The sequence below is a fragment of the Pseudomonas imperatae genome, assembly GCF_057128625.1.
In genome coordinates this window covers 54,339-78,450 of the sequence record NZ_JBSKHP010000016.1, presented here as the reverse complement: position 1 = coordinate 78,450, position 24,112 = coordinate 54,339, and the positions used below count along the sequence as shown (strand labels likewise).

At 64.9% G+C, this 24,112-nt stretch carries 22 protein-coding genes and 1 pseudogene; 15 read left to right on the top strand and 8 right to left on the bottom strand.

All coding sequences use genetic code 11. The annotated features are described in order from the left end of the window. The first annotated feature begins 20 nt into the window (after positions 1-20). Positions 21-617: a phenylacetic acid degradation protein PaaY gene (paaY, locus tag ACWKWX_RS20365; RefSeq protein WP_483828710.1), complete on the top strand. Its 597-nt coding sequence runs from the start codon at positions 21-23 to the stop codon at positions 615-617. 66 nt (positions 618-683) lie between these two features. Further along, on the top strand, positions 684-1,607 hold the full coding sequence (gene paaX / locus ACWKWX_RS20360) for a phenylacetic acid degradation operon negative regulatory protein PaaX (RefSeq protein WP_483828709.1): 924 nt from the start codon (positions 684-686) through the stop codon (positions 1,605-1,607). Between the two features lie 101 nt (positions 1,608-1,708). On the opposite strand, the gene tynA is transcribed toward paaX, so the two are convergent. Continuing rightward, positions 1,709-3,997, bottom strand: a complete 2,289-nt coding sequence (tynA, locus tag ACWKWX_RS20355) for a primary-amine oxidase (RefSeq protein ID WP_483828708.1) — start codon at positions 3,995-3,997, stop codon at positions 1,709-1,711. A 260-nt stretch (positions 3,998-4,257) separates the two neighbouring features. Here tynA and ACWKWX_RS20350 point away from each other — a divergent pair, with 260 nt between their 5' ends. The 3 genes from ACWKWX_RS20350 to leuD all read left to right on the top strand — a co-directional run bounded on the left by ACWKWX_RS20350 (position 4,258) and on the right by leuD (position 7,521). Then, positions 4,258-5,169 (top strand): LysR family transcriptional regulator, encoded by a 912-nt coding sequence (locus ACWKWX_RS20350; protein ID WP_416424137.1) that lies wholly within the window; start codon positions 4,258-4,260, stop codon positions 5,167-5,169. 319 nt (positions 5,170-5,488) lie between these two features. Next, positions 5,489-6,910 (top strand): 3-isopropylmalate dehydratase large subunit, encoded by a 1,422-nt coding sequence (leuC, locus tag ACWKWX_RS20345; protein ID WP_483828707.1) that lies wholly within the window; start codon positions 5,489-5,491, stop codon positions 6,908-6,910. Beyond that, positions 6,907-7,521 (top strand): 3-isopropylmalate dehydratase small subunit, encoded by a 615-nt coding sequence (leuD, locus tag ACWKWX_RS20340; protein ID WP_483828706.1) that lies wholly within the window; start codon positions 6,907-6,909, stop codon positions 7,519-7,521. The genes leuC and leuD overlap by 4 nt, the downstream gene beginning before the upstream one ends. Before the next feature lie 11 nt (positions 7,522-7,532). On the opposite strand, the gene ACWKWX_RS20335 is transcribed toward leuD, so the two are convergent. Then, on the bottom strand, positions 7,533-8,450 hold the full coding sequence (locus ACWKWX_RS20335) for a LysR substrate-binding domain-containing protein (RefSeq protein ID WP_483828705.1): 918 nt from the start codon (positions 8,448-8,450) through the stop codon (positions 7,533-7,535). 194 nt (positions 8,451-8,644) lie between these two features. Here ACWKWX_RS20335 and ACWKWX_RS20330 point away from each other — a divergent pair, with 194 nt between their 5' ends. After that, on the top strand, positions 8,645-10,024 hold the full coding sequence (locus ACWKWX_RS20330) for a purine-cytosine permease family protein (RefSeq protein ID WP_483828704.1): 1,380 nt from the start codon (positions 8,645-8,647) through the stop codon (positions 10,022-10,024). 108 nt (positions 10,025-10,132) lie between these two features. Further along, complete coding sequence (locus tag ACWKWX_RS20325) at positions 10,133-11,551, top strand: MFS transporter (RefSeq protein WP_483828703.1); 1,419 nt, start codon at positions 10,133-10,135, stop codon at positions 11,549-11,551. On the opposite strand, the gene ACWKWX_RS20320 is transcribed toward ACWKWX_RS20325, so the two are convergent. Both ACWKWX_RS20320 and ACWKWX_RS20315 read right to left on the bottom strand, forming a co-directional pair. Then, positions 11,533-11,865 carry a hypothetical protein gene (locus tag ACWKWX_RS20320; RefSeq protein WP_416424145.1) on the bottom strand — a complete coding sequence of 111 codons (333 nt, stop codon included), beginning with the start codon at positions 11,863-11,865 and terminating at the stop codon, positions 11,533-11,535. The two genes, ACWKWX_RS20325 and ACWKWX_RS20320, sit on opposite strands and share 19 nt — an antisense overlap. Positions 11,866-11,928: 63 nt before the next feature. Next, entirely contained in the window at positions 11,929-12,213 is a 285-nt protein-coding gene (locus ACWKWX_RS20315) for a hypothetical protein (protein ID WP_483828702.1), read from the bottom strand. A 597-nt stretch (positions 12,214-12,810) separates the two neighbouring features. Between ACWKWX_RS20315 and ACWKWX_RS20310 the strand changes: the two genes are divergently transcribed. Beyond that, positions 12,811-13,320: a CinA family protein gene (locus ACWKWX_RS20310; RefSeq protein ID WP_483828701.1), complete on the top strand. Its 510-nt coding sequence runs from the start codon at positions 12,811-12,813 to the stop codon at positions 13,318-13,320. A 312-nt stretch (positions 13,321-13,632) separates the two neighbouring features. Further along, positions 13,633-16,044, top strand: a complete 2,412-nt coding sequence (locus tag ACWKWX_RS20305) for a glucose/quinate/shikimate family membrane-bound PQQ-dependent dehydrogenase (RefSeq protein WP_483828700.1) — start codon at positions 13,633-13,635, stop codon at positions 16,042-16,044. A 103-nt stretch (positions 16,045-16,147) separates the two neighbouring features. Here ACWKWX_RS20305 and ACWKWX_RS20300 read toward each other — a convergent pair whose 3' ends face one another. Then, entirely contained in the window at positions 16,148-16,594 is a 447-nt protein-coding gene (locus ACWKWX_RS20300; protein WP_473006617.1) for a GNAT family N-acetyltransferase, read from the bottom strand. 65 nt (positions 16,595-16,659) lie between these two features. On the opposite strand from ACWKWX_RS20300, the pseudogene ACWKWX_RS20295 reads away from it, so the two are divergent. After that, positions 16,660-17,334, top strand: a pseudogene (locus ACWKWX_RS20295) (efflux RND transporter permease subunit); the annotation flags it as partial. Positions 17,335-17,390: 56 nt separating this feature from the next. Here the strand turns inward: ACWKWX_RS20295 and ACWKWX_RS20290 are convergent. From ACWKWX_RS20290 to ACWKWX_RS20280, 3 genes are all read right to left on the bottom strand, one after another. Further along, positions 17,391-18,365: a YncE family protein gene (locus tag ACWKWX_RS20290; protein WP_483828699.1), complete on the bottom strand. Its 975-nt coding sequence runs from the start codon at positions 18,363-18,365 to the stop codon at positions 17,391-17,393. Between the two features lie 132 nt (positions 18,366-18,497). Then, complete coding sequence (locus ACWKWX_RS20285) at positions 18,498-18,986, bottom strand: acyl-CoA thioesterase (RefSeq protein WP_483828698.1); 489 nt, start codon at positions 18,984-18,986, stop codon at positions 18,498-18,500. Positions 18,987-19,238: 252 nt separating this feature from the next. Next, on the bottom strand, positions 19,239-20,141 hold the full coding sequence (locus ACWKWX_RS20280; protein ID WP_483828697.1) for a LysR family transcriptional regulator: 903 nt from the start codon (positions 20,139-20,141) through the stop codon (positions 19,239-19,241). A gap of 93 nt (positions 20,142-20,234) precedes the next feature. Here ACWKWX_RS20280 and ACWKWX_RS20275 point away from each other — a divergent pair, with 93 nt between their 5' ends. The 5 genes from ACWKWX_RS20275 to aroE are packed head-to-tail and all read left to right on the top strand — an operon-like array spanning position 20,235 to position 24,079. Further along, positions 20,235-21,188, top strand: a complete 954-nt coding sequence (locus ACWKWX_RS20275; protein ID WP_473006621.1) for a ketopantoate reductase family protein — start codon at positions 20,235-20,237, stop codon at positions 21,186-21,188. Beyond that, positions 21,185-21,571: a VOC family protein gene (locus ACWKWX_RS20270; protein ID WP_416424154.1), complete on the top strand. Its 387-nt coding sequence runs from the start codon at positions 21,185-21,187 to the stop codon at positions 21,569-21,571. Before ACWKWX_RS20275 ends, ACWKWX_RS20270 begins: the two co-directional genes overlap by 4 nt. 8 nt (positions 21,572-21,579) lie before the next feature. Beyond that, complete coding sequence (locus ACWKWX_RS20265; RefSeq protein ID WP_416424155.1) at positions 21,580-22,035, top strand: MaoC family dehydratase; 456 nt, start codon at positions 21,580-21,582, stop codon at positions 22,033-22,035. After that, positions 22,032-23,264 carry a CaiB/BaiF CoA transferase family protein gene (locus tag ACWKWX_RS20260; RefSeq protein ID WP_483828696.1) on the top strand — a complete coding sequence of 411 codons (1,233 nt, stop codon included), beginning with the start codon at positions 22,032-22,034 and terminating at the stop codon, positions 23,262-23,264. Before ACWKWX_RS20265 ends, ACWKWX_RS20260 begins: the two co-directional genes overlap by 4 nt. Continuing rightward, positions 23,261-24,079 (top strand): shikimate dehydrogenase, encoded by an 819-nt coding sequence (aroE, locus tag ACWKWX_RS20255; protein WP_416424157.1) that lies wholly within the window; start codon positions 23,261-23,263, stop codon positions 24,077-24,079. Before ACWKWX_RS20260 ends, aroE begins: the two co-directional genes overlap by 4 nt. Positions 24,080-24,112 lie beyond the last annotated feature (33 nt).

Genomic DNA, 24,112 nt, shown 5'->3' with positions numbered 1-24,112 from the left:
ATACTCGATAAGGAGCCATCATGCCCTGCTACCGCCTCGACGGCCTGACCCCGGTGGTCGACCCCAGCGCCTACGTGCACCCCACGGCGGTGCTGATTGGCGACGTGATCATCGGCCCTCACTGCTACGTGGGCCCGCTGGCCAGCCTGCGCGGCGATTTCGGCCGCATCGTGCTGGAGGAGGGCGCCAACCTGCAGGACACCTGCGTGATGCACGGTTTCCCCGACAGCGACACGGTGGTGGCGCGCAACGGCCATATCGGCCACGGCGCGGTGCTGCACGGCTGCCATATCGGTGCGGACGCGCTGGTGGGCATGAACGCGGTGGTGATGGACAACGCGCGCATCGGTGCCCGCAGCTTCGTCGCCGCCACGGCCTTCGTCAAGGCCGGGTTCGAGTGCCCGGAACAATCGCTGGTGGTGGGCAGCCCGGCCAGCGTCAAGCGTGTGCTGGGCGACCAGGAAGTGGCGTGGAAGCAGGCTGGCACCCGCGAATATCAGGCGCTGGCCCGTCGTTGCCTGGAAGGCCTGCGCGAGTGCCCGCCGCTGGCCCAGGTGGAAGACGATCGCCCGCGCCTGCAGGTCAGCCAGCACCAGCCCAAAAACGCTTCGAAGTGATACTGACAGTGGCCCCCAGGGGCCGGCTGTCGGTATATTTGCCCCTTTGCCTTGCACGGACTGCCCATGTCGTCGCTTACGCCACTCAATCAACTGATCGCGCGGTTCCAGCAACAGGTGCCGATTCGCGCCAGCTCGCTGATCGTCACCCTGTATGGCGATGCCATCGAACCCCACGGCGGCCGGGTCTGGCTGGGTAGCCTGATCCGCCTGCTGGAGCCCATGGGCATCAACGAACGGCTGATCCGCACCTCTATTTTCCGCCTGACCAAGGAGAACTGGCTGAGCGCCGAAAAGGTCGGCCGGCGCAGTGACTACAGCCTGACCGGCACTGGCCGCCGGCGCTTCGACAAGGCCTTCAAGCGCGTGTACAGCGCCACGCCGCCGGCCTGGGACGGTGCCTGGTGCCTGGTGATGCTGACCCAGCTGCCGGCGCCGCTGCGCAAGGAAGTGCGCGAGGAACTGGAGTGGCAGGGTTTCGGCGCCGTGGCCCCGGCCGTGCTGGCCAGCCCGCGCATCGAGCGCGCCGACCTCAACACCACCCTGGCGGACCTGGGCGCGCTGGAAGACACCATTGTGTTCGAGACCACGGCGCAGGACGTGATGGCCTCCAAGGCGTTGCGCCTGCAGGTCAAGGAGAGCTGGAACATCGAGGAGCTGGCAGCGCATTACAGTGAGTTCATCCAGTTGTTCCGGCCCCTGTGGCAGGCGCTGCGCGAGCAGGAAAGCCTGGACCCGGAGGAATGCTTCCTGGCCCGTACGCTGCTGATTCACGAGTACCGCAAGCTGCTGCTGCGCGACCCGCAATTGCCGGACGAGTTGCTGCCGGGGGATTGGGAAGGGCGTGCGGCGCGGCAGTTGGCGCGCAATATCTACCGGTTGATCTATGCCCAGGCCGAGGCCTGGTTGAATACGGTGATGGAAACCGCCGACGGGCCGTTGCCCGAGGCGGGGGAGAGTTTCTACCGCCGCTTCGGCGGCTTGCGCTGACCCCCGCATCACCACTGTGGGAGCTGGCTTGCCAGCGAGCTGTTGAGGGCCAAAAACTCGCCGGCAAGCCAGCTCCCACAAAAGGCAGTTTCTGCTACAGGTTATTTGGGGGCGTTGAGGTTCAACGTCGGCGTTTCGTCGAAGAAGTTCCACGGCTTGAGCAGCATGTGCACCCACTCGGTCGGCATGATCGGCCATTCTTCGGCACGGGCCACGTGGGTGGTGCCGGTGGTCAGCCACACCACGTCGTCGGTGTTGTCGATGGACTGGTTGTCCTGGGTGTACTGGCCCAGCCCGGTGTCCTTGTCGGAGCGGTTCGGGTACTTGCCTTCCGGGTAGCGCTCGTCGGGGTTGTAGCGGGTTACCCAGATCTGCTTGTCCATGAAGCTCAGGCGGTGGTACAGCCATTCATCCTTGCCGAAGTTGGCGCCCTTGGCCACCGGGTGGGTGCCGCCCGCGTACGGAATCAACTGGTAGGACACCGGGTTGCCCATGCGGTTTTCCTTGTTGGGGTTGCTCAGCAGGCGCACGGTGGCCGGGTCGAACTTCTGCGCGGCGGCCTGTTCATTGGTCACTTTCTGCTGCTGGATCTGCATGGTGCTGGTACGCGGCCCGCCACGGTCGTTGCCGACTACCACGGGGTTCACCTCCACCAGGGTGTTGTTCTCGCCGTCGATATCCATGTCCAGGCGGAAGTTGTAGATGTGCTGGTGGGTGGTGCCGACGATGTTGGTGTCGATCAGCGTGCCGTAGCGGGTGTCCTCCTTGGCGGTGGCATCGTGCATGGTCTTGCTCTTCACGCCCTTGACCGCCTCGATGCCGGTGGCGCCGGCGTCGATGCCGATGGTGCCGTTCTGCTGGAATACCCAGTCGAAGATGTAGTCGTAGTTGCCCACGGTGCTGATCCAGCGGATCACCAGCTCACGCCGCTCGGTGGACAGGTTGGGCTGGCCCATTTCCTGGTGCTTGTACTCCGGCCCCGCGTAGCGCTCGAAAATCGCCATGGCGTGGGGGATGGTGGTTGGCTTGCCGGTGTAGTCGGCGATGGTGGCGTCCAGCAGCACGGCGTTCTGCGGCGCGTCCTTGCCGCGCTGGATGGGCGAGGTGAGGGTGCCCATGCCGTAGTCGCCCGAGTCCAGGTAGGCCTTGAAGTACCAGCCCACGTCCGGGTCGCCGTAGGGCACGATCATGCCGCCCAGGCTGCCTTCGTACATGATCTTGCGCTTGGTGCCCTTGTCGTCGTAGGTGACGGTGGACAGGATCGGGCCCACGCGCGAGTCCAGGCGCAGGTGCAGGTCCCAGTTCTGCCAGTGGATGCTGTTGCCGGTGATGGTGTAGTTCTTGCCTTCAGGCTCGGTGATGTCCAGCGGTTTGACCGTGGCGGCCTTGCGCCCTCGGCCGTCATAGGGCGTGGGTTTCATCGGCACCGGGATGACCCCGGCATCTTCGATCTTCACCACTTTTTTCTGCTCCAGGTCCACCACCGCCACCAGGTTCTCGATGGGGTGCGCCCAGTAGTTGCCGTCGCCCACGTCCAGGTAGCTCACCACCTTGAGCAGGCGCTTGTCCTGGGCCAGGCCGTCCTTGCCGTCGAAATACCCGACCGTCAGCGGCGTGGTCACCACCTTCTTGACGTCATTGATGCCGCGGCTTTTCAAGGCCTGGGCGTACTCGTCACTGCCTTCGATGATCGATTGCACGGCGGTGAAGTCGTCCAGCAGCACCATGCCGTGGGCGCCGACTACCGGCTTCCAGGACAGCACCTGGCGGGTCTTGAGGTCGACGGTGCTTTCGATCACGTGCTTGCCGTCCAGCACCACCACGTTGGCCTCGCGCGGGTCGGTGACCGGGTTGCCGGTGTAGACGAACTTCCACACCTGGTCCTTGGCCGGCTCGTGCAGGGAAATCTCGGTGAAGCGGTAATTGCCCTGGTAGTGGGGCGAGGCCTTGATGGCGTCCACCGCGGTCTTGATTTCAGCGGCGCTCAGCGGGTTGAGCGGGTGCGGGCGGGTTTCCACCACGAAGGTCTTGTCCAGGCCCGACTGGAACACCTCGTTGATGAAGTCGTGGGACATGTACGCGGTCTTGCCCTTGAACACCACCGGCACCTGCAGCTCAATGCGCTTACCGTTGAGCATGGCCACCCGGGTGTTGGGCTTGACCTTGACGTAGGCGCCGTCCTTGGCGATGACGAAGACATCGGCGTAGTCGTCCCATTTGACGCTGGCGCCGAAGTCTTCCAGGGTCGATTGCAGCGGCACCATCTCCGCCGCGCCGCCGTGGGCGCTGGCCTCGGGCAGCCACCACGGCAGGCTGGCCAGGCTCAGGGAAATGGCCAGGGCCAGGCGGGCGACGGGTTTGGGTTGGTAGCGGGACAGCGCGTTGAACATGATGGAATTCCTCGACGGAGCACTGGCGGCTCCTTCCTGCAGTCGGTTGGCGTGGCGGGGCAGGCCCGCACGTCTCGACTCTAGGGCAGGGCACCGGGCGGGAAGTAGCACAAATCGGCAATGCGTGGCGGGCTTGCGTGTATCGGATCAGGCGATGAGTGCTGCTCATGGGTGCTTTGAGCTAGGCTCAGTAATACACGGCGGGTTGCCCCGGTAGACTGGCCGTTGCATTTCCCCTTCACCACGGTCAGGAGCCCACCATGCACATCAGCCGCGCCAACTTGGCCGACTTCGTCTATTTCCTGGCCATCGCCCGCCACCAGAGCTTCAGCCGCGCGGGGCTGGAGGTGGGGATCAGCGCCTCGGCGCTCAGCCATGCGATGAAGGGCCTGGAGGCGCGGCTGGGCGTGCGCCTGCTCAACCGCACCACCCGCAGCGTGACCCTGACCGCGGCCGGCGAGGAACTGCACGGCATGATCGACGGGCCCATCGAGACCATTGGCCAGGCCATGGAGACGCTCAACCGCTTTCGCGACGAGCCGGCGGGGCGCATTCGTCTGAACATCCTCAGCGATGGCGCCGACCTGCTGCTGGGGCCGGTGCTGCCGGTGTTCAACGACCGTTACCCGCAGGTGGAGGTCGACCTGACAGTGACCAACCGCATGGTCGATGTGATCGGCGGCGGCCACGACGCCGGCATCCGCTACGGCGGCACGGTGCCCGAGGACATGATTGCCCAGCCGCTGTCGCCGGACATTCGCTGGGTGGTGGTGGGTTCGCCCGCCTACCTGCGGCGCTTCGGCGTGCCGCAGCACCCTGCGGACCTGGCGGCGCACCGCTGCCTGCGCATCCGCCTGGGCAACGACCGCATGTACGAGTGGGAATTCGAGCGCGGCAGCGAGCAACTGGCGGTGGCGGTGCCGGGCGCCGTGACCATCGACGAGACCCGCGTAGGCGTGGCCCTGGCACGCAACGGCGGGGGGCTGATGTACGTGCCGGAACCGGTGGTGGCGCCGTGGGTGCAGGCCGGCGAACTGGTGCGCGTGCTGGATGACTGGGCCAGCGTGGCGCCTGGGTTCCACCTGTACTATTCCAGCCGTCGGCAGCTGCCGGTGGGGCTGCGGTTGTTGATCGAGCTGATTCGCGAGCTTCAGCCCTTGGGGGCATTGTGAGCGGTCCTTACCTGGCGGTTCGTGGCCTTCTACCGGTCGCGCGACCCGACATGGAGCAGCGCCTGGACCCGTCGGCCGACCACTGGGAGCTGTCGCGCGCCAACATGGAAATGTTCATCGCCCTCGGGGCCTGGGCTCCGACGGTGCCCCCTGTAGCAGCTGCCGCAGGCGGCGTCCCCAACCCATCATGCACAAATCGTGAACCAAGGATGCACTGATGGCCCATTGATGGGTATTTTCACCGCGCTATCCTGTTGCCGACGCTGCACTGCAGCGACCCTGATGCCTCAGGCCCTGGACAACAAGGTACATACCGGCGATGACCCTCCCACGCACGCTGTATCAGAAGCATATCGACTCCCACACCGTCTGCGCGCTGGACGACCAGGGCCATGTCCTGCTGTATATCGACCGCCAGGTGGCCAACGAATACACCAGCCCCCAGGCGTTCAGCGGCCTGCGCGAGGCCGGCCGCCAGGTCTGGCGCCCCTCGGCGACCTTGTGCGTGGTGGACCACGTGAACCCCACCGCGCCTGCGCGCAGCGCCGTGATGGCGGATGCGGGAGGCGCGCTGCAGGTTGATTATTTCGAGCAGAACTGCCGTGACTTCGGCATCGAACTGTTCGATGTGCTGGACAAGCGCCAAGGCATCGAGCACGTGGTCGCGCCCGAGCAGGGCTTTATCCTGCCGGGCATGGTAGTGGCCGCGGGCGACAGCCACACCACGACCTATGGCGCGCTGGGGGCCTTCGGCTTCGGCATCGGCACCTCGGAAATCGAACACCTGCTGGCCACCCAGACCCTGGTCTACAAGCGCCTGAAAACGATGCGCGTGACCGTCGAGGGCGAGCCCGGGCCTGGCCTGGTGTCAAAGGACATCATCATGGCGCTGATTCGCCAGATCGGCGCCGCGGGGGCCACCGGCTACGCCATCGAATTCGCCGGGCCGGCCATCAGCGCCCTCAGTGTCGAGGCGCGGATGACCATCTGCAACATGGCGGTGGAGGCGGGTGCCCGCGGCGCCTTCATGGCGCCCGACGACAAGGTCTACGCCTACCTGCGGGACAAGCCGCGTGCTCCCCAGGGCGCGCAGTGGGACGCCGCGGTGGCGCAGTGGCAACGGCTGTTCACCGACCCCGGCGCCACCTTCGACCAGGAGGTGGTGATGCACATCGCCGACCTGCAACCCATGGTGACCTGGGGCACCAGCCCCGACCAGGCGGCCGCCATCACCGGCCGGGTGCCTGACCCGCTGGCGGAGCCGGACCTGATCCTGCGCCAGGACCTGCAGCGCGCCTTGCGCTACATGGACCTGCAGCCAGGCACGGCGCTGGAAGGCATCCCCATCAGCCATGCCTTTATCGGTTCCTGCACCAACGCCCGCCTGGAGGACCTGCGCGACGCTGCCCGCGTGGTGCGCGGGCGGCAGGTGGCCAGGGGCGTGCGGGCGATGATCGTGCCGGGTTCGACCCTGGTGCGTGACCAGGCGGAAGCCGAGGGGCTGGCCCAGGTGTTCAGGGACGCCGGCTTCGAATGGCGGCAGTCGGGGTGCTCGATGTGCCTGGCAATGAACGATGACGTGCTCGGCCCCGGTGACCGCTGCGCGTCCAGCACCAACCGCAACTTCGAGGGCCGCCAGGGGGCGGGCGCCCGAACCCATCTGATGAGCCCGGCCATGGTCGCCGCGGCGGCGGTCGCCGGGCATCTGGTCGACGTGCGTTCCCTGGCGCTGGAGGTGTGAGCATGCAACCGTTCAATCACGTGGAAGGGATAGCGGCGCCGATGCTGGCCGCCAACGTCGACACCGACGTCATCATGCCCAAGCAGTTCCTCAAGGGCATCGACCGCAGCGGGCTCGACCGCGGCGCTTTTTTCGACCTGCGCTTCCTGGCCGATGGCAGTGCCAACCCGGAGTTTGTGCTCAACCAGGCGCCCTGGAACCGCGCCGCGTTCCTGGTGGTGGGGCCCAATTTCGGTTGCGGCTCCAGCCGCGAGCATGCCGTGTGGGGCCTGAAGCAGTTGGGGATTCGTGCCTTGATCGGCACCACCTTTGCCGGGATCTTCCATGACAACTGCCAACGCAACGGCGTGTTGACCATTCAATTGACGCCTGCGCAGCTCAAGGAGCTAGGCACGGTGGTCAGTGACGCACACACCGCCGGTATCGCCATTGACCTTGAAGCCCAGCACATCCTGCTGGGGGATGGCCGGGTGCTCGCGTTCCAGATCGATGCGCTGCGCAAGCAGGCGTTGCTGCTGGGCCTGGATGCCATTGGCAGCACCCTGCAGCGCAGCGATGCCATCCGGGCGTTCGAGGCGCGGCACCTGCAAGCCAATCCCTGGCTGGCCTGATGACCCTGGGTTCAGTCCGCCTGCAGGCGGCTGAACCAGCGCTCCAGGAATTCCACGCAGGCGCGCAGCTTGCCCGATTCGGCCAGGCGGGTCGGGTACACCGCCCAGACGTTGGCGCTCTGGCTGCAATCGGGCAACACCTGCACCAGTCGGCCCTCATCGAGCAGCGGCTTCACATCCCACATCGAACGCAGCAGCAGGCCCTGGTGGGCCAACGCCCATTGCAGCACGATCTCGCCGTTGTTGGACGAGAGCTGGCCGCTGACGCGCACCGTTTCATCGCCCTTGGCGGTGCGCAACTGCCACACGCCGAACAGGTTGTTGCGCTCCTTGAGCACCAGGCAGTCGTGGTGGGCCAGGTCTTCAAGGGTCTGCGGCGTGCCGCGCTTTGCCAGATACTCCGGCGTCGCGCAAATGATCCGCCGGTTGGCCACCAGCTGGCGGCTGATGTGCTGGCCGGGCAGGTCATCACCCACGCGGATCTCCAGGTCAAAGCCCTCCGCGACGATGTCCACCACCCGGTCGAACACATCCAGGCGAATTTCCAGGTCGGGGTAGGCCACGGCCAGGTCGGCGATGGCCGGCGCCACGTAGTTGCGCCCGAAGCCGAAGCTGCTGCACAGGTGCACCCGCCCACGGGGCGCCTTGCGCACCTGGCTCAGTTCGCCCATGAAGTCGTCCATGTCATCGAGGATGCGCTCCGCCCACTGCTGCGCGCGCACGCCGGTGTCGGTCAGGGCGATGCGGCGCGTGGTGCGGTGCAGCAACCTGGTCCCCAGCACGTTTTCCAGCACCTTGATGCGCTTGCTGACGTACGCCGGCGACTGCTGCAGTTCCTCTGCCGCCCCGACAAAGCTGGCCTTGCGGATGACGGTGAGGAACACGCGCAGGTCTTCAGGCAACGGCGATTGTTCATATTTCGTGTTCATGGGCTGGGCAAATGCCTTGTTCTTCTCCGCAATCATGCAGGATAGCACCCGCCACCCCGTAGCAGCTGCCGCAGGCTGCGTCCCAGGCCCCGCATGCCCCCCCGCGGTCGCTGATAGCTAAGAGAGGTTCGCCATCAGGCCCATGCTGCTCCAACACCTTGAGCATAATCAGGAAAATGGAACAGGAGACGGTCGTGCAGCTGGAAAAACGCAGTATCGAGTTTGTCCCTCACGCTGAGCGCTATGGCACCCCAGCACGGTTATTCACCATCTGGTTCAGCTCCAACTTCCAGATCACCGCCCTGATGGTCGGCACCCTGGGGATTGCCTCGGGGTTGAGCCTGGCCTGGACGGTGCTGGGCCTGCTGGTCGGCAACCTCGTCGGCACCGTGTTCATGGCCGCGCACTCCGCCCAAGGCCCGCACCTGGGTGTCCCGCAGATGATCCAGAGCCGGGCGCAGTTTGGTGTCTATGGCGCGGCCATCCCGTTGCTGGTGATGGTGGTGGCCGCGGTGCTGTTCCTGGCCGCCAGTGGCGTGTTGATGCGCGATGCCTTGAAGGCGCTGCTGCACATCAGCGACAACCAGGCCATCGTGGTGGTGGGCGTGCTGACCTTCGTCATCGGTTTTGTCGGTTATGAGCTGATCCATCGCCTGGGGGCGTGGATGAGCCTGCTGTCGACGCTGGTGTTCGGCTGTGCGCTGGTGTTGATCCTGCTGCACCCCGGCGGCGTGGCACCGGCCACGGCGACCGGCAAGGTGTTTTCGTGGACCGCCTTCAACCTGGTGATCGCGCAAGCGGCCTCCTGGACCCTTGGCTACGGCCCCTACGTGGCCGACTATTCGCGCTACCTGCCGGCCAACGTCAACACCCGCGCCACGTTCTGGACCACCTATTGCGGCTGCGCACTGGGCTCGTTCGCCATGATGGCGCTGGGCGCGCTGCTGGCCGTGGCGATCCCGGCCGCACTGGGGGGCGACCCGGCCACCGCCATTGCCATGCTCTTCGGCCCCTGGGCGCCGGTGGCGCTGGGGGTGATTGCCCTCGGCGTCATTCAGTACAACGTGCTGTGCCTGTACAGCGCCTACATGTCGTCGGTGACCATCGTCGGCGCCTTTGGCGGGCTGCGGCACGTCACGGCTGCCTCGAAAGCCTGGGTGATGGCCGGGTTGACCGTGGCGGCGACCTTGATTGCCATCGCCACCCAGTACCGGTTTGACAGCTTCTTCGAGGACATTCTGATTGGCCAGCTGTATTTGCTGATTCCCTGGAGCGCGATCAACCTGGCCGACTACTACTGGGTCTGCCGGGGGCACTACGAGGTAGGCGAACTGTACGACCCCAAGGGCCAGTACGGCGCCTTCAATCGACGGACCCTGGCGGTGTACGCGGTGTCCATTATCGGCACGGTGCCCTTCATGAAGTTTTCGTTCTACACCGGCTTCGTCGCGAGCTGGCTGGGGGCGGACATCAGTTGGGGCGTGGGCTTGCTGCTGGCTGCGGCGCTGTATTGCATGGTCAGCAAACGCCCCGCGCACAGGGGGAGCACCGCGCTTCAGCCACGCCCCGCATGAGCTTATGCGCATTAGGTATTTGGCGCTGCCTGCTTTGGATCCTAAGATCGCCCAGCCGACCACGGCACCGCACCCACACGGGCAATCAGGTCCTCCTTGGAGTCAGGCATGCGCCACGCGGCAAACGATCATCGCAAATGGTGGGCACTGGCGGGCGTGAGCATCGCCAGTTTCCTGGGGTGCGTGGATTTCACCATCGTCAACACCGCGCTGCCGGCGCTGCAGGGCCAGCTGGGCGTGCCGGTCAGCACCCTGCAATGGGTGATCAACGGCTTCCTGCTGGCCATGTCCAGTTGCATGGTCGTGGTGGGGCGGTTGGCCGACCTGCACGGCCGCAAGCGCGTGCTGTGCATTGGCCTGGCGGTGTTCGGGGTGGCCTCCGTGGTGGCCGGGCAGGCCCAGGGGCCAGGCTTGCTGATCGCCGCCCGGGTGGCCCAGGGCCTGGCCTGCGCGGTGTTGTACACCGCGTCGGGGGCCATCGTGGCGCAGGCGTTCGCCGCCCATGAACAGGGCAAGGCGTTCGGCGTGCTGTTCGGTTTCAACGGCGTGGGGCTGGCGGTGGGCCCCGTGCTGGGCGGTGTGTTGACCCAGGCGTTCGGCTGGCCGTGGATCTTCCTCATCAACGTGCCCTTCGTGCTGCTGAGCCTGTTGCTGATCGCGGTCAATGTCGACGAATCGCGCGCCGACGATCAGGGCCAGGGCCTGGACTGGGCAGGGGCCGTGCTGTTGCTGGTCGGCCTGCCGAGCCTGGTGTTGCTGATCGTGCAGGGCGACAGCTGGGGCTGGGCGTCGCCGCAAAGCCTGGGGGTGCTGGCCGTGGCCGTTGTCGCGCTGGCGCTGTTCGTGTGGGTGGAGTTGCGGGTCGGCGCGCCCATCATCAACCTGCAGCTGTTCGCCAACCGGCGCTTCGTGGCCGCGGTGCTGGCCAGCTTCAGCCTGGCGGTCTTCTACTGCGTGGCGTTTTTCGTCATGCCGCTGTACCTGACCCAGGTGCGCGGCGCCGACGTGCAAGCCAGCGGCCTGCTGTTGCTGCCCACCACCTTGGGCGTGGCATTGCTGTCGCCCTGGGTCGGCCGCTGGGTGGATTGCAAGGGGGCAGGGCCGCTGATCCAGATCGGGCTGCTGCTGTTCGCGGGCTCGGCGCTGCTGCAAATCGGTTTCTCGGCCAGCACGGCATTGCCATCCGTAGTGGCCGCCTTTGCCGTCATGGGGTTGGGCTGGGCGTGCCTGCTGGGGCCGTCCACGGTGCTGGGAGTGAGCGCGGTGCCCGAGCGGTTCGGCTCGGTGGCGGTGGGTTCGCTGATGACCCTGCACAACGTCGGTGGCGGGTTGGGCCTGGCGCTGGGGGTGAGCCTGCTGCGGCACTACACCGGCCCGGCCCAGGCGGTCGCCCCCGACGCGCTGCTGTCAGGGTACCGGGCGGTGATGCTCGCCCTGGCGGTGCTCATGGTGGTGGCGTGGGCCGGGCAGCGCTGGTTGCTGCGCGTCGGCGCTGCGGCGGGTGCGCCTCAGTGCCCACACGGCTGACCGTGCCCGCCGTTGCGCACGGCGCTGAGCAGCACCACCTTTCGGGTCGCTGCCCCGTCAACAAATGCCTTCGCCCTGGCAATGCCCCATTGCATGGCCTGGGTGGTATTCAGGTCGGGCAGGGCGTCGAAGTATTCTTCGACCAGCGTCATGCCGAATGAATTGTAAATACCCAGGAAAAGTTGGGTGATGCCTTGTCGGGATGAACGCACGACAACATCGATATGGGCGTCCGCGCCATACTCTTCCACATGGGAAAAGTTGGGCAGCTGGCTGTCTGCCCACTGATAATAACTTGGCCCTCGCATGCGCATGGTCGCGCACCTCCCGGTGGTGGTTGGCGGGTAATCGAGATTCAAATCACAACGCTCGGGGCATCAGCCTGTGCACGCCCGGGGCAAGCTCGACGCCAACCAGCGGGCGCGCTCCACCCCAGCCAGCAGCGCTTCGCTGAGGCTGTCGGCGGTTGAATGGCGGATGTATTCCTCGAAAACGGCTGCGCCAGACCGGTCATACACGCCGATAAACACCTGGATGGCGCCCGTGGTGGAGAGGCGCACGCCCACGTCTATTTCCTTGCCGTTCGAAAGTTCCTCTGCATGGCTACGGCTATGTTGTTGTGCATCCACCCATTCCCAATACTTCTCGCCACGCTGTCTCATGTTGCACCTCTACAGTTGGCTAACAGGGTTTATTGAGTTTAGATGCGCGCTGCGTGTTGTGAAGGGAGGGGGATTAAGTTGCGTTTGTTCCCGATAAGTGGAATTAAAAGTTATACAGATATATGTGCGGAAAGTGTGCCGTTGTATAACTTTGTGAGGGGTTATGGACGTGAACCGTTACAGCTGTTCCGGGCGTGAAACAGGCTTGTATAACACGGCGGCGTCTGCCGGTGCACCGTGGTGGTGGCGGGAGGTGCCATTCGTCTTTTGGGGCGCACCTTGCCTGGGGGGCCATTTCAAATGGATATGGCCCGGGGTTCCCGGGCTTTGAACGGTGAGGTGCGTATGGCTGACGACTCAAGCTTGCCCTATGAAACACCGGCCCCTGTGCCCGGCACGGACGAACCGTCCCTGGACCCCGACAACCCCAATGATCTTGACCCGCTCAGGCGTCCCCATGAACCGGACGAGGAGGGTGGTGAGGCGCCCAACGAAGAGGTGCCGGCGCCCGATCAGGAGACACCGCTATCCGATGATCTCAGGTAAAGGAACAGGTGCTTGCGGATACGGCCGTGGGCCAGATCACATGGCCACTGTATGACAGGCACGAAAATCACCCAGCAGGTCGTCGACTACCTCCGCCAGCACCGGCTGTACTTGACCACGGCTGAGGCGGGGACGGCTGGAAGAATCATTGCGCTGCTTGCCGACGTTGCAGGTTGCGGCGATGTGGTCGAGAGCGGCTCTGTCATTTATTCGCCGCACGCCTTGCACAGGCTTCTGGGCGTAAGTGCCGAGACCCTGAGGGACTTCAACGTGACCAGCCCGGAGGTCGCCCGGGAAATGGCCCTCGGTGCGCTACGCGACAGCCCTGCCAACGCCGTGATTGCGACCACCGGGTTGTGCGATGGCGATGACGGCACCGTAGGTTTCGCCTGGGGCTTCGTCAGCGCGGGAGGGACACAGATATTCACCCGCCAGCAGCGGTTCAGTGGGGACCTCCACGCCATGCAGCATGCCGCTGCATTGCAGGCGCTGGTGAATCTGCGCGAATTCCACCGGTACATGCTGGCGGGAGCAACCCGCAGCGATGCGCGGCGCCCGTGACGCGGCCTGCGGCCGCTGCTACATCCTGTGGGAGCTGGCTTGCCAGCGAGCTGTTGAGGCCCTGAAAACTCGCTGGCAAGCCAGCTCCCACAAAGACAGTTGCTGCTACAGGTGTACCGGTTGCGCGCATTCCCGTAGCAGCTGCCGAAGGCTGCGTCTTGACCAGCGCGGAGTCGCTGGGGCTGCGCGGCGTTGGTGACGAGGGGGATTGGCGGTGTTGGCTGGACAGTAGGGGCCGTTCAACTACGATCACTAGACACTATCGTCGATCATGTCTGCACCCTTGGCCTGCGGACTGGAGAAAACACGACCATGAACACCCCCGGTACAGCTTCAGGTCTGAAAACGTTTACGGTGATCGTCGCCGCCCTGATCGGGTTGGCCCTGCTGCTTGGCGGGGTCTGGCTGACGGTGCTGGGCGGCTCCTTCTATTATGTCATCGCAGGCGTGGCGCTGCTGGTGTTCGCACTGCTGCTGCAGCGTGGCTCCGGTGCGGCGCTGTGGCTGTATGGCGCACTGATGCTGCTGACCACCCTGTGGGGCCTGTGGGAGGCCGGTTCGGACTTCTGGGCGCTGGTGCCGCGCCTGGACATCCTGGGCGTGCTGGGCATCTGGCTGCTGGTGCCTGCCGTGACCCGCGGGTTCGTTGCCGACCTGCGCGCCGGCAGGACCTTCCTGGTGGTGACCCTGGCGTTTGCGATCGCCGTGCTGATCTACTCGATCTTCAACGACCCGCAGGAAATCAACGGTACCCTTGCCGCGTCACAGCCCGCCGAGGCCCAGGCCATCGAAGGGGTGGCGCCAGGCGATTGGCCGGCCTACGGCAGGACCCAGGCGGGCACCCGTTATTCGCCGCTGAACCAGATCAATGAAAAGAACGTGGCCAACCTGGAAGTCGCCTGGACCTTCCGCAGTGGCGAAAGCAAGACCGCGAATGACTCGGGCGAGACCACCAACGAACTCACGCCGATCAAGATTGGCGACAACATGTTCATCTGCACCACCCACCAGATCCTGGTGGCCCTGGACCCCACAACGGGCAAGGAAAAATGGCGGTTCGATCCCAAGCTCAAGGGCGACCCCTCGTTCCAGCACCTGACCTGCCGCGGCGTGGCGTACTACGATAGCGCCAACACCGCCGAATTCGCCACCAGCCTCGCCAGCGCCGCACCGGTACAAAGCGAGTGCCCGCGCAAGGTGTTCCTGCCCGTGAACGATGGCCGCCTGTTCGCCATCAACGCCGACAACGGCAAGCCATGCAGCGACTTCGCCAACAAGGGCGAGCTGGACCTCAAGCAGATGCAACCCTATGCCTACCCGGGTGGCCTTGAGCCGACCTCACCGCCCGTGGTCACCGGCACCACGGTGGTGATTGGTGGCTCGGTGACCGACAACCTGTCCGTCCATGAACCTTCGGGTGCCCTGCGCGGCTACGACGTCAATACCGGCGCGTTGCACTGGATCTTCGACACCGGCGCAGAAAACCCCAACGCCGTGCCGGGCGACGGGCATACCCTGGTCAACAACTCCCCCAACGCCTGGGCGCCGCTGGCGTATGACGCCAAGACCGACGTGGTGTACATCCCCACGGGCAACCCGACGCCGGATATCTGGGGCGGCAACCGCACCGCGGTCATGGAGCGTTACTCAAGTTCGATCCTGGCCTTGAATGCCACCACCGGCAAGCTGGTGTGGAGCTTCCAGACCACCCACCACGACCTCTGGGACATGGACGTGCCGTCGCAGCCTACCCTGGCCGACGTCAAGGTCGCCTCGGGCGAAGCAGTGCCGGCCGTCTATGTACCGACCAAGGCCGGCAACCTGTTCGTGTTCGACCGCCGCGACGGCAAGCCCATCGTGCCCATCAGCGAAGTGCCGGTGCCCTCGACCCAGGCCGCGCCCGGTGACCGCGCCAGCCCGACCCAGCCACGCTCGGCGTTGAACCTGACCTCCGTGCAGACCCTCACCGACAAGAACATGTGGGGCGCCACGATGTTCGACCAGCTGATGTGCCGGGTGATCTTCAAGCGCCTGTCCTACGCGGGCCAGTACACGCCGCCGTCGGAGCAGGGCACCCTGGTGTTCCCGGGCAACCTGGGCGTGTTCGAATGGGGCGGCATCTCGGTCAACCCCGACCGCCAGGTGGCGCTGATGAACCCGATGGCCCTGCCGTTCGTGTCCAAGCTGATCCCTCGCGGCCCCAACAACCCGCTGTGGCCTAAAGAAGGCGACAGCGGTGGCAGCTCGGGCACCGAGATGGGCATCCAGCCCCAATACGGCACGCCCTTCGGCGTGGAGATCAACGCGTTCCTGTCCCCCCTGGGCCTGCCCTGCAAGGCGCCTGCCTGGGGCTATGTCGCCGGCGTGGACCTGAAGACCCACCAGGTGGCCTGGCGCAAACGGATCGGCACAGTGCGCGACAGCCTGCCAGGCATTCAACTGCCGCCACTGAAGATCGGCGTGCCCATGCTGGGCGGCCCAATCTCGACCGCAGGCAACCTGATGTTCATGGCGGGCACCCAGGACGACTACATCCGCGCCTACAACGTCACCAACGGCGACCTGGTGTGGCAAGCGCGCCTGCCGGCCGGTGGCCAGGCCACGCCAATGACCTATGAGGCCAATGGCAAGCAGTACGTGGTGATCATGGCCGGCGGGCACGGGTCGTTCGGGACCAAGATGGGTGACTACCTGATCGCCTATGCGTTGCCGTCCGGCAAATAGAAGCAGCGGCGGCCTGTAGCTGCCGCCGGTCCTCGATCACGCTGGAGATCTTCAGCGTAACGGGGGCCGGCGCAGCCTGGCGGCGTCGATGCCTTTGGCATCCTCACCCCAGGCTTTTCTCGAAATAGACGCGCTTGAAACCCTGCTCGGTGCGTCGCCCCACTTCAACATACCCAAGCTTGGCGTACATCGAGAGGTTGTCGGTCATCTTCTCGTTGGTATAAAGATGCACCGCATTCATCCCGAGCTGTCGGGTGGCATGTTCACAAAAGCTGATCAGTGATTTACCTACCCCACGTCCTGCTGCGCTGGGCAGCACGGCTACATTTTCCAGCAGCACATGACCGTCCTCGGCATAGAACACCACAAACCCTTCGAGGGTGGCGTGTTCATCCGTCGCCACGTAGACGCTCCCCGCCGCGATTTGCGCGGCAAAGTCGGCAGTCATCGGCGCGGGCTTGCGCCCCAGTTCAGGTACATAGCGGGCGTAGGCCTGCTCGGCGCAGTGTCTGATGGCAGGCTCATCGTTGGCTTGGGCTAAACGGATCAAGAATTGGCCTTCCAGGGGGGGCGGGATTGGCGGGTAATACTCTGGCAGATCGCAAACGCAGGTGTCTCACCGTCAGGGGTGATATTGCCGACGGCACCCAACCCCCGGACGTCTCCATGGTGGTGTGGCACGAACTCCAGCCACTGGTCGCGATACTGCCCTCCGGCTACCGGATCGAAATGGCGGGGGCGATCGAGGAAGCGGGTAAAGCCAATGACGCCCTCGCACCGCTGTTTCCGATCATGCTGCTGCTGACGATGTTGGTGATCATCTTCCAGGTGCGCTCGCTGGCGGCCATGGCCATGGTGCTCGCCACCGCGCCGTTGGGGCTGATCGGGGTGGTGCCGACCTTGATGCTCTTCCACCAGCCATTCGGTTTCAATGCATTGATCGGGCTGATCGGCCTGGCAGGCATCCTGATGCGCAACACGCTGATTCTGATTGGCCAGATTCACACCAACCAGGCGCAGGGGCTGGGGGCATATGACGCAGTGGTGGAGGCGACCATTCAACGCTCGCGTCCGGTGCTGTTGACGGCGATGGCGGCAGTGCTGGCGTTTATCCCGCTGACCCAATCCGTGTTCTGGGGCACCTTGGCCTATACCCTGATCGGTGGCACGTTTGGTGGGACGATCATGACCCTGGTGTTCTTGCCTGCGCTTTATGCCATCTGGTTCAAGATCAAGGCGAAACAGCCCCGGGCCCGTTTGGTGGGTGAGCGTGTTTTGGAAGCTCGGTGACGAGTGGAATTCATTTGGCCCGGCCATCGAGAGGGTTGGCCGGGCCAAGCGGCTACTCATTCAGGGGTCCCGCGCTGGAAATAAGCAAGAATTTCACACCCATCGCCCACCGGCACATGCCCAACCGTGCTGCGCTTGCCAATGTCCACCACACTCACAGTGGCGTCGTTTTCATTGGCAACCAGCAAGTAATCCTGCGCCGGGCTGAAGCACCCGTCCAACGGCTTGTCACCCAGCTCGGCGTTGAACAGCCATTGCAGATGCTCATCGAAAAAACTCACCACCGGTTCAAAGTCACCCATCACCGCCAGTATTCGGCCATCGGCACTGAAGCGCACCACCTGCCCGGGGCGCTGGTGCCCAGGCAGTTCGAGGGTGCGCAGCAGGCGGTGCTGCTCGGTGTCGACGACGTACAGCACCGGCCGATCCTGTGCGGTGGCCACTACCCACGGATGGCGTGGTGATGCGTCGATGCCGTTCAAGGGACCTGGCATAGCCAGGGCTGCAGGCGCCTGGCCAGGTTCGCGCAAGTCGACGGCATAGAGTTGGCCATCCTCTTCGCTTTCGGCCCATAGCTGGTCGGCGTGCGGTAGCGGCGTGAGGCGGTGCACATTTTTCGAGGGGACGTGGATGTGGCCCACGATCTGGTCCTGGGCAGGGTCTATGACGAGGATCGTCGCGCTGTTTTCACAGCACAGGTACACCCGGCCATCACGGCCCAGGCGCCCGGTGTGGGGTGACACATAGGGCAGGGTGTCGATGAACCCGCTCAGGCGGCGGCTATCAAGGTCGATCACGGCGACCTGGTGGTTAGGGTGGGGGTTATCGCCGTGGACGCCGTCACCGTAGATGGGCACGTAGGCCTTGCGCAGGTGCTCGATGACGAGCAATTCGTGGGGCCGTGATGGCAGGTCGGTGATGGCGGCGCGGACTGAGAGGTCCCCGGGGTTCAGGAACAGGACCTGCTGGCCCTGTTTGTCGACGGCGATTATTTCCTGTCCGGCACTGTGTTTGAGGTTCATCAGTTTCATCCTGTGCTGACGGCAAGCAAGCGTTGAATGTAGTGATGGAGAGCCTCGCGACGGCTTTAGTTCAAGTGGATTGCCCAGGGCTGCCGAGTGTACTTTGCTGCCGCTACACGTCCCGGCAACGGTTCTGGTTGGCTACAACGCACCCACTTCGCGGATCTGCGCGTACTTGGCCTGCAACTCTTGCCGCTGTTGCTTGCGCAACTGCCCCTGGGCATAGCGCCGGCGCTCGGTGAGGGTGTTAGGCTGCAAGGGGCGCACGGGGCAGGGGCGGCCGTCGGTGTCCACTGCCACCATGGTGAAGTAACAGCTGTTGGTGTGGCGCACGGTGCGCTCGTGGATGTTCTCGGTCATGACCTTCACGCCTACTTCCAGCGAGGTGCGCCCGGTGTAGTTGACCGAGGCCAGGAAGGTGACCAACTCGCCTACGTGAATGGGCTCCTTGAAAATCACCTGGTCCACCGAGAGGGTGACCACGTAGCGGCCGGCGTTGCGTTTGGCGCAGGCGAAGGCCACTTCATCGAGCATTTTCAGCAGGGCGCCGCCATGTACGTTGCCGGAGAAGTTGGCTTTGTCGGGGGTCATGAGCACGCTCATGCTCAGTTGGTAGCTGCCAGGTTCCATATACACCTCATCACGGGCTCAGGTGCGGCGAAAGGTAGCAGTCCTTGAAGATAGTTAGCTAGCTAACATAATGAAAGAGTGCTTTTCCAGTCCAGTAACAATGGGGGATTCCGCCCGCAGCGTTTCCCGTAGCAGCTGCCGAAGGCTGCGTCCACGTCAAAGCGAGTCCTGGGGAAGCATTCGCTCATTGCTGTTTAAATTTTGAGAGTGAGAAGTATTACTAATGGTTGCCCGGCAACTGGCAAGGCCGGCTCAGGCCTTGAAAAGCTTCACCATCACCGTGCGCAACCAGCGGTTGCCAGTGTCCAGGTGATACCGCGCATGCCAGTGCTGCTTCACTGCAAAGCCCTCTATCGCCACCGGGCAATCATGCACGCTCAGGCCATGGGCCGCGGCCAGGGTTTCACCGATATGCCGGGGCAGGGTGGCGATCAGGTCGGTGCTGCCGATGATCGCGCCCAGGCCCAGGAAACCGGGGAGTTCCAGGATGATCTGGCGCTCGACGCCTTGGCGCGCCAGGGCGGCTTCCAGCAGCTTCTGGCCGGTACCCGCGGTGACCAGCACGTGGCCTTCGGCCTGGTAACGCGGCAGGTCAAGGGGCGTGCCCAGGCGCGGGTGGCTGGCGTTGCTCAGGCACACCCAGTCCTGGGGGAACAGCACCTGCTGGTACATGCCACCGCCCAGCCAGGGCACGAAGCCCACGGCAAGGTCAGCCTCGCCAGACTCCAGGGCGCGCTCGGTGTTGCCGTCGATGCGCGCAGCCTCAAGGCGAATGCCCGGCGCTACCTGGCGCAGGTGTTCCAGCAGCCGCGGCAGCAGGGTGATGTGGCTGGCGTCACTGATGCACAGGCGGAACCGCCGTTGCGCGGTGGCCGGGTCGAAGACTGGCGCGTGGCTGGTCAGCCTGCGCAAGGATTCCAGCACTTCACGGCAGGGTCCGATCAAGGCTTCTGCCCGGGGCGTGGGTGCCATGCCACCCGGCGTGCGCACGAACAGCGGGTCATGCAACTGCTCGCGCAAGCGCCCCAGCCAGATGCTGATGGTGGGTTGGCTCTGGCCCAGTTGTTCGGCGGCGCGGGTCACGCTGCGGGTGTCGTAGAGCACGCTGAACAGCTGCAGCAGCTTGGGTTCGGGAAGCGCGAGGAAGTCGACCATTATTTAAATTCACAATAGAGCTATTGCGGTCATTGTATAGCTCAACAATGCCTCCGGGCATAGAGTGGCCCCACAACAACCGGAGGCCACCCCTTGAAAGTATGCATTCTGGGCGCAGGCGCGCTGGGCTGCGCCATCGGCGCAACCCTGAGCGAGGCCGGCCACGAGACCTGGCTGCTCAACCGCAACGCCGGCCATGTCCAGGCGATCAATGATCACGGCCTCAAGGTCCTGGACGAGCGCGGTGAGCGCGCGGTCAAGATCCGCGCCAGTACCCACGCCGACCTCATCGGCGCGGTTGATCTGGTGGTGGTGTTGGTCAAATCCTTCCACACCGCACAGGCCATTGCCGGCGCCCAAGCGTTGGTCGGGCCCGACACCCTGGTGCTGTCGCTGCAGAACGGCCTGGGCCACGAGGATATCCTCGCCGAGGCGGTAGGGCGCGACAAGGTGCTGGCGGGCAAGACCTACGTCGGTGGGGTGCTGCTGGCGCCGGGTGTGATCCGCGCCGGCGTGGCCGGCAAACACACCTACATCGGTGAGCTGGACGGCAGCCTCAGCGACCGCGTGCAGGCCATCGCCGACGCCTTCAACGGCGCCGGCCTGGCGACTACGGTCAGCGAAAACATCGTCGGCACCATGTGGGACAAGCTGTTGGTCAACGTCGCCACCGGTGCGCTCACCGGCATCACCCGGCTGACCTACGGCCAGCTCTACAGTGAGCCGCTGCTCAAGGCCGTGTCGCTGGCGGCGGTGGCCGAAGCCATCGCCGTGGCCACTGCCGCCGGCGTGCAACTGAGCCTGACCAACCCTGGCGCCGCCTGGAACCTGGCCGCCGAGGGCCTGCCCGCTGCCTTCAAGACTTCCATGCTGCAGAGCCTGGAAAAGGGCTCGGTCACCGAAATCGACTTCATCAACGGCTCCGTCGTGCGCTGGGGTCAGCGCCACGGCGTGCCCACGCCCGTCAATGAGACCCTGGTGGCCTGCATCAAGGGCATCGAACGGGCGATGACCGATCACCATCAACAAGAGGAAGCCAAGTCGTGAGCATTCCCAAAGCTTATGTGGAACACGTGGCCGTCTGGGTCAAGGACATCCACTGGCACATCCGTTTCTTCCATGAGGTGTTCGGCATGACCCTGCGCGAAGTGCAGGGCACCGTCGAGGAGCCAATCCAGTACTGGACCCTGGGCGGCATGCAGTTCATGAGCAAGCCCGACCATGACGCACCCGAAGGCCGCCTCGGCCACCTGGGCGTGATGTGCGAAGACCTGGAATACGCCCTGGCCGCGGCCCACAAGTTTGACGTCACCGTCATGCCCCAAGGCCGCAACTGGCTGCGTCTGCCCGACGGCCTGGCGGTGGAATTCATTCAAGCCTCGCCGGTTGCCTGTGTGGCACAGGCTTTGGCCATCAACCCTCGTTCGTGAGCTGCCCCATGACCATCCAAGAAAAATACTGGGACGACGCCCGTGAAGGCGACGAATGCACCAGCCCGGAATACACCGTCACCAAGGAACGCATCCTGGCCTACGCCGACCTCACCGGTGACCACACCCCGGTGCACGTCGACGAAGCCTACGCCAACGCCAGCCACTTTGGCTGCCTGGTGGCCCACGGGCTGTTCGGCCAGAGCATCGCCGACGGCCTCAAGACCCAGAGCGACTACCGCTTCCTGCCGGGCATGAGCCTGGGCTGGACCTGGGACTTCGTGTTGCCGATCAAGGTCAACGACGTGCTCCACGTGAAATTCCGCGTAGGCAGCATGCGTGCCAGCAACAGCAAGCCGGGCTGGGGCATCGTCGTCCTGCCGTCGGAATTGATCAACCAGCACGGCCAGGTCGTGCAACGCGGTGAACACCGCCTGATGGTGCCACGGAGACCGCACGCATGAGCCAGCCACTGCCTTTGAAGGGCATTCGTGTCATCGACTACAGCCACTTCCTCGCCGGCCCGTACGTGGGCCGCTGCCTGGCGGCCCTGGGCGCCGAAGTGATCAAGGTGGAGCGCCCCGGCAGCGGTGACGCCGGCCGCCAACACGCCTTCACCCTGGACGAACACCAGAGCGGCTACTTCCTGCAGCTGAACATGGGCAAGCAGGGCGTCAGCGTCAACATGAAGGACCCACGCGGCAAGGCGTTCATGCAGAAGCTGTGCGATTCGGCCGACGTGTTCATCGAGAACTACCGCCCCGGCGCCCTGGAAAAACTCGGCCTGGGCTATGCGGAGCTGTCGGCGCGCAACCCCAAGCTGGTCTATTGCTCGATCTCGGCCTACGGCCACACCGGCCCCGACGCCCACCGCGCCGGCTTCGGCCTGATCGCCGAGGCCAAGAGCGGCATCATGCAGATGGTCGGCAACCCCGGCGAAGCGCCGCCGCTGCTGCGTATTTCCCTGGGCGACATGTACACCGGCATCCACGCGGTGGCGGCCATCAATGCCGCCTTGCTGGGGCGGGTCAATAGCGGCCGCGGCCAGCACATCGACATGGCGCTGTACGACACTCTGGTGTCCATGCACGAGTACGCGGTGCAGTGCTACACCCTGTCCAACGGCGAGATCGTGCCCCAGCAGACCGGCCACGACATGCCCACTTCCACCCTGTACGGCGTGTTCCGCGCCGCCGACGGTGACCTGGTGATCGCCGCGCAGGTGGACGATGCCTGGAAGCGCTTCGCGGTGATGATGGAGGCCAATGGCGGCCCGGCAGGCTTTGGCAGTGACACGCGGTTCCACAGCCTCAACGGCCGCAACACCCACCGGGTGGAAATCCTCACGGCGGTGAAGGCCTGGGTCGCCGCCAACCCGGTGGCGCGCATCCTGTCGTTGCTCGACGAGATCGACGTGCCCAGCGCCAAGGTGCAACGCATTGACGAGGTCATCGCCGACCCGCAGATCAAGGCGCGGAATATGGTCGTAGAGCAACAGCACCCGCGCTACGGTACCTTGCGCATGCCGAACCTGCCGTTCCGTTTCTCCGACTGCGACACCACGATCCATCAGGTGGCCCCCGACCTTGGCGAGCACAACGCCCAGGTGGCGGCCGAACTGGGCTTCAGCGCGGACGAAATCGCGGCGATGCAGGCCGACGGCGTGCTGTTTTCTCATGGAGGTGAACAATGACAGACCGTTATAGCGTGATCGGGCGCCCGATCAACCACACCAAGTCGCCGCTGATTCATGGCCTGTTTGCCGAGGTGACCGAGCAGGACCTTGAATACGGCGCCATCGAAGGCGAACTGGAAGGCTTCGAAGCCCAGGTGCTGGGCTTCCGCGACGGCGGCGGGCGCGGCATGAACATCACCGCGCCGTTCAAATTGCGCGCCTATGAGCTGGCCGATGCGCGCAGCGAGCGCGCCACCCTGGCCAAGGCCTCCAACGCGCTGAAGTTCGAACACGGCAAGGTCTACGCCGAGAACTTCGACGGCATCGGCCTGCTGCGTGACATCGAGCACAACCTGCAAGTGCCGTTGGCCGGCCGCCGGGTGCTGGTGCTGGGCGCCGGCGGTGCGGTGCGCGGGGCGTTGCTGCCGTTCCTGGCGGCGGGGCCGGCGCAGGTGGTCATCGCCAACCGCCATGTGGCCAAGGCCCATGCCCTGGCTGCGGAAGTGAACGATGAGCGCGTGCACGTCAGCAGCTACCAGGCGCTGGCCGGTCAACGCTTCGACCTGGTGGTCAACGCCACGTCGGCCAGCCTCACGGGTGAGTTGCCGCCGGTGACCGCCGAGGTGTTCGACGGTGCTTTGCTGGCCTATGAACTGGCCTACGGCAAGGGCCTTACGCCGTTCCTGCGGCTGGCGAGGGAAGCCGGCGTAGAGCGCCTGGCCGATGGCGTCGGCATGCTGGTGGAGCAGGCCGCCGAGGCCTTTGAATGGTGGCGTGGTGTGCGCCCGCAAACCCGCCCGGTGATTGATCACTTGACCGTGCCGCTGGAGTAATACTGGATCTGATGCGGTGGCCGGGCTAGCCGC

Coding starts and splice junctions, on each gene's coding strand:
- ACWKWX_RS20320 (WP_416424145.1), bottom strand. CDS start 11,865: ATGCGCATGCGAGGGCCAAGTTATTATCAGTGGGCAGACAGCCAGCTG.
- ACWKWX_RS20265 (WP_416424155.1), top strand. CDS start 21,580: ATGACCATCCAAGAAAAATACTGGGACGACGCCCGTGAAGGCGACGAA.
- ACWKWX_RS20280 (WP_483828697.1), bottom strand. CDS start 20,141: ATGGTCGACTTCCTCGCGCTTCCCGAACCCAAGCTGCTGCAGCTGTTC.
- ACWKWX_RS20335 (WP_483828705.1), bottom strand. CDS start 8,450: ATGAACACGAAATATGAACAATCGCCGTTGCCTGAAGACCTGCGCGTG.
- ACWKWX_RS20310 (WP_483828701.1), top strand. CDS start 12,811: ATGACAGGCACGAAAATCACCCAGCAGGTCGTCGACTACCTCCGCCAG.
- leuC (WP_483828707.1), top strand. CDS start 5,489: ATGACCCTCCCACGCACGCTGTATCAGAAGCATATCGACTCCCACACC.
- ACWKWX_RS20350 (WP_416424137.1), top strand. CDS start 4,258: ATGCACATCAGCCGCGCCAACTTGGCCGACTTCGTCTATTTCCTGGCC.
- paaY (WP_483828710.1), top strand. CDS start 21: ATGCCCTGCTACCGCCTCGACGGCCTGACCCCGGTGGTCGACCCCAGC.
- ACWKWX_RS20325 (WP_483828703.1), top strand. CDS start 10,133: ATGCGCCACGCGGCAAACGATCATCGCAAATGGTGGGCACTGGCGGGC.
- tynA (WP_483828708.1), bottom strand. CDS start 3,997: ATGTTCAACGCGCTGTCCCGCTACCAACCCAAACCCGTCGCCCGCCTG.
- ACWKWX_RS20305 (WP_483828700.1), top strand. CDS start 13,633: ATGAACACCCCCGGTACAGCTTCAGGTCTGAAAACGTTTACGGTGATC.
- aroE (WP_416424157.1), top strand. CDS start 23,261: ATGACAGACCGTTATAGCGTGATCGGGCGCCCGATCAACCACACCAAG.
- ACWKWX_RS20285 (WP_483828698.1), bottom strand. CDS start 18,986: ATGGAACCTGGCAGCTACCAACTGAGCATGAGCGTGCTCATGACCCCC.
- ACWKWX_RS20290 (WP_483828699.1), bottom strand. CDS start 18,365: ATGAAACTGATGAACCTCAAACACAGTGCCGGACAGGAAATAATCGCC.
- paaX (WP_483828709.1), top strand. CDS start 684: ATGTCGTCGCTTACGCCACTCAATCAACTGATCGCGCGGTTCCAGCAA.
- ACWKWX_RS20315 (WP_483828702.1), bottom strand. CDS start 12,213: ATGAGACAGCGTGGCGAGAAGTATTGGGAATGGGTGGATGCACAACAA.
- ACWKWX_RS20260 (WP_483828696.1), top strand. CDS start 22,032: ATGAGCCAGCCACTGCCTTTGAAGGGCATTCGTGTCATCGACTACAGC.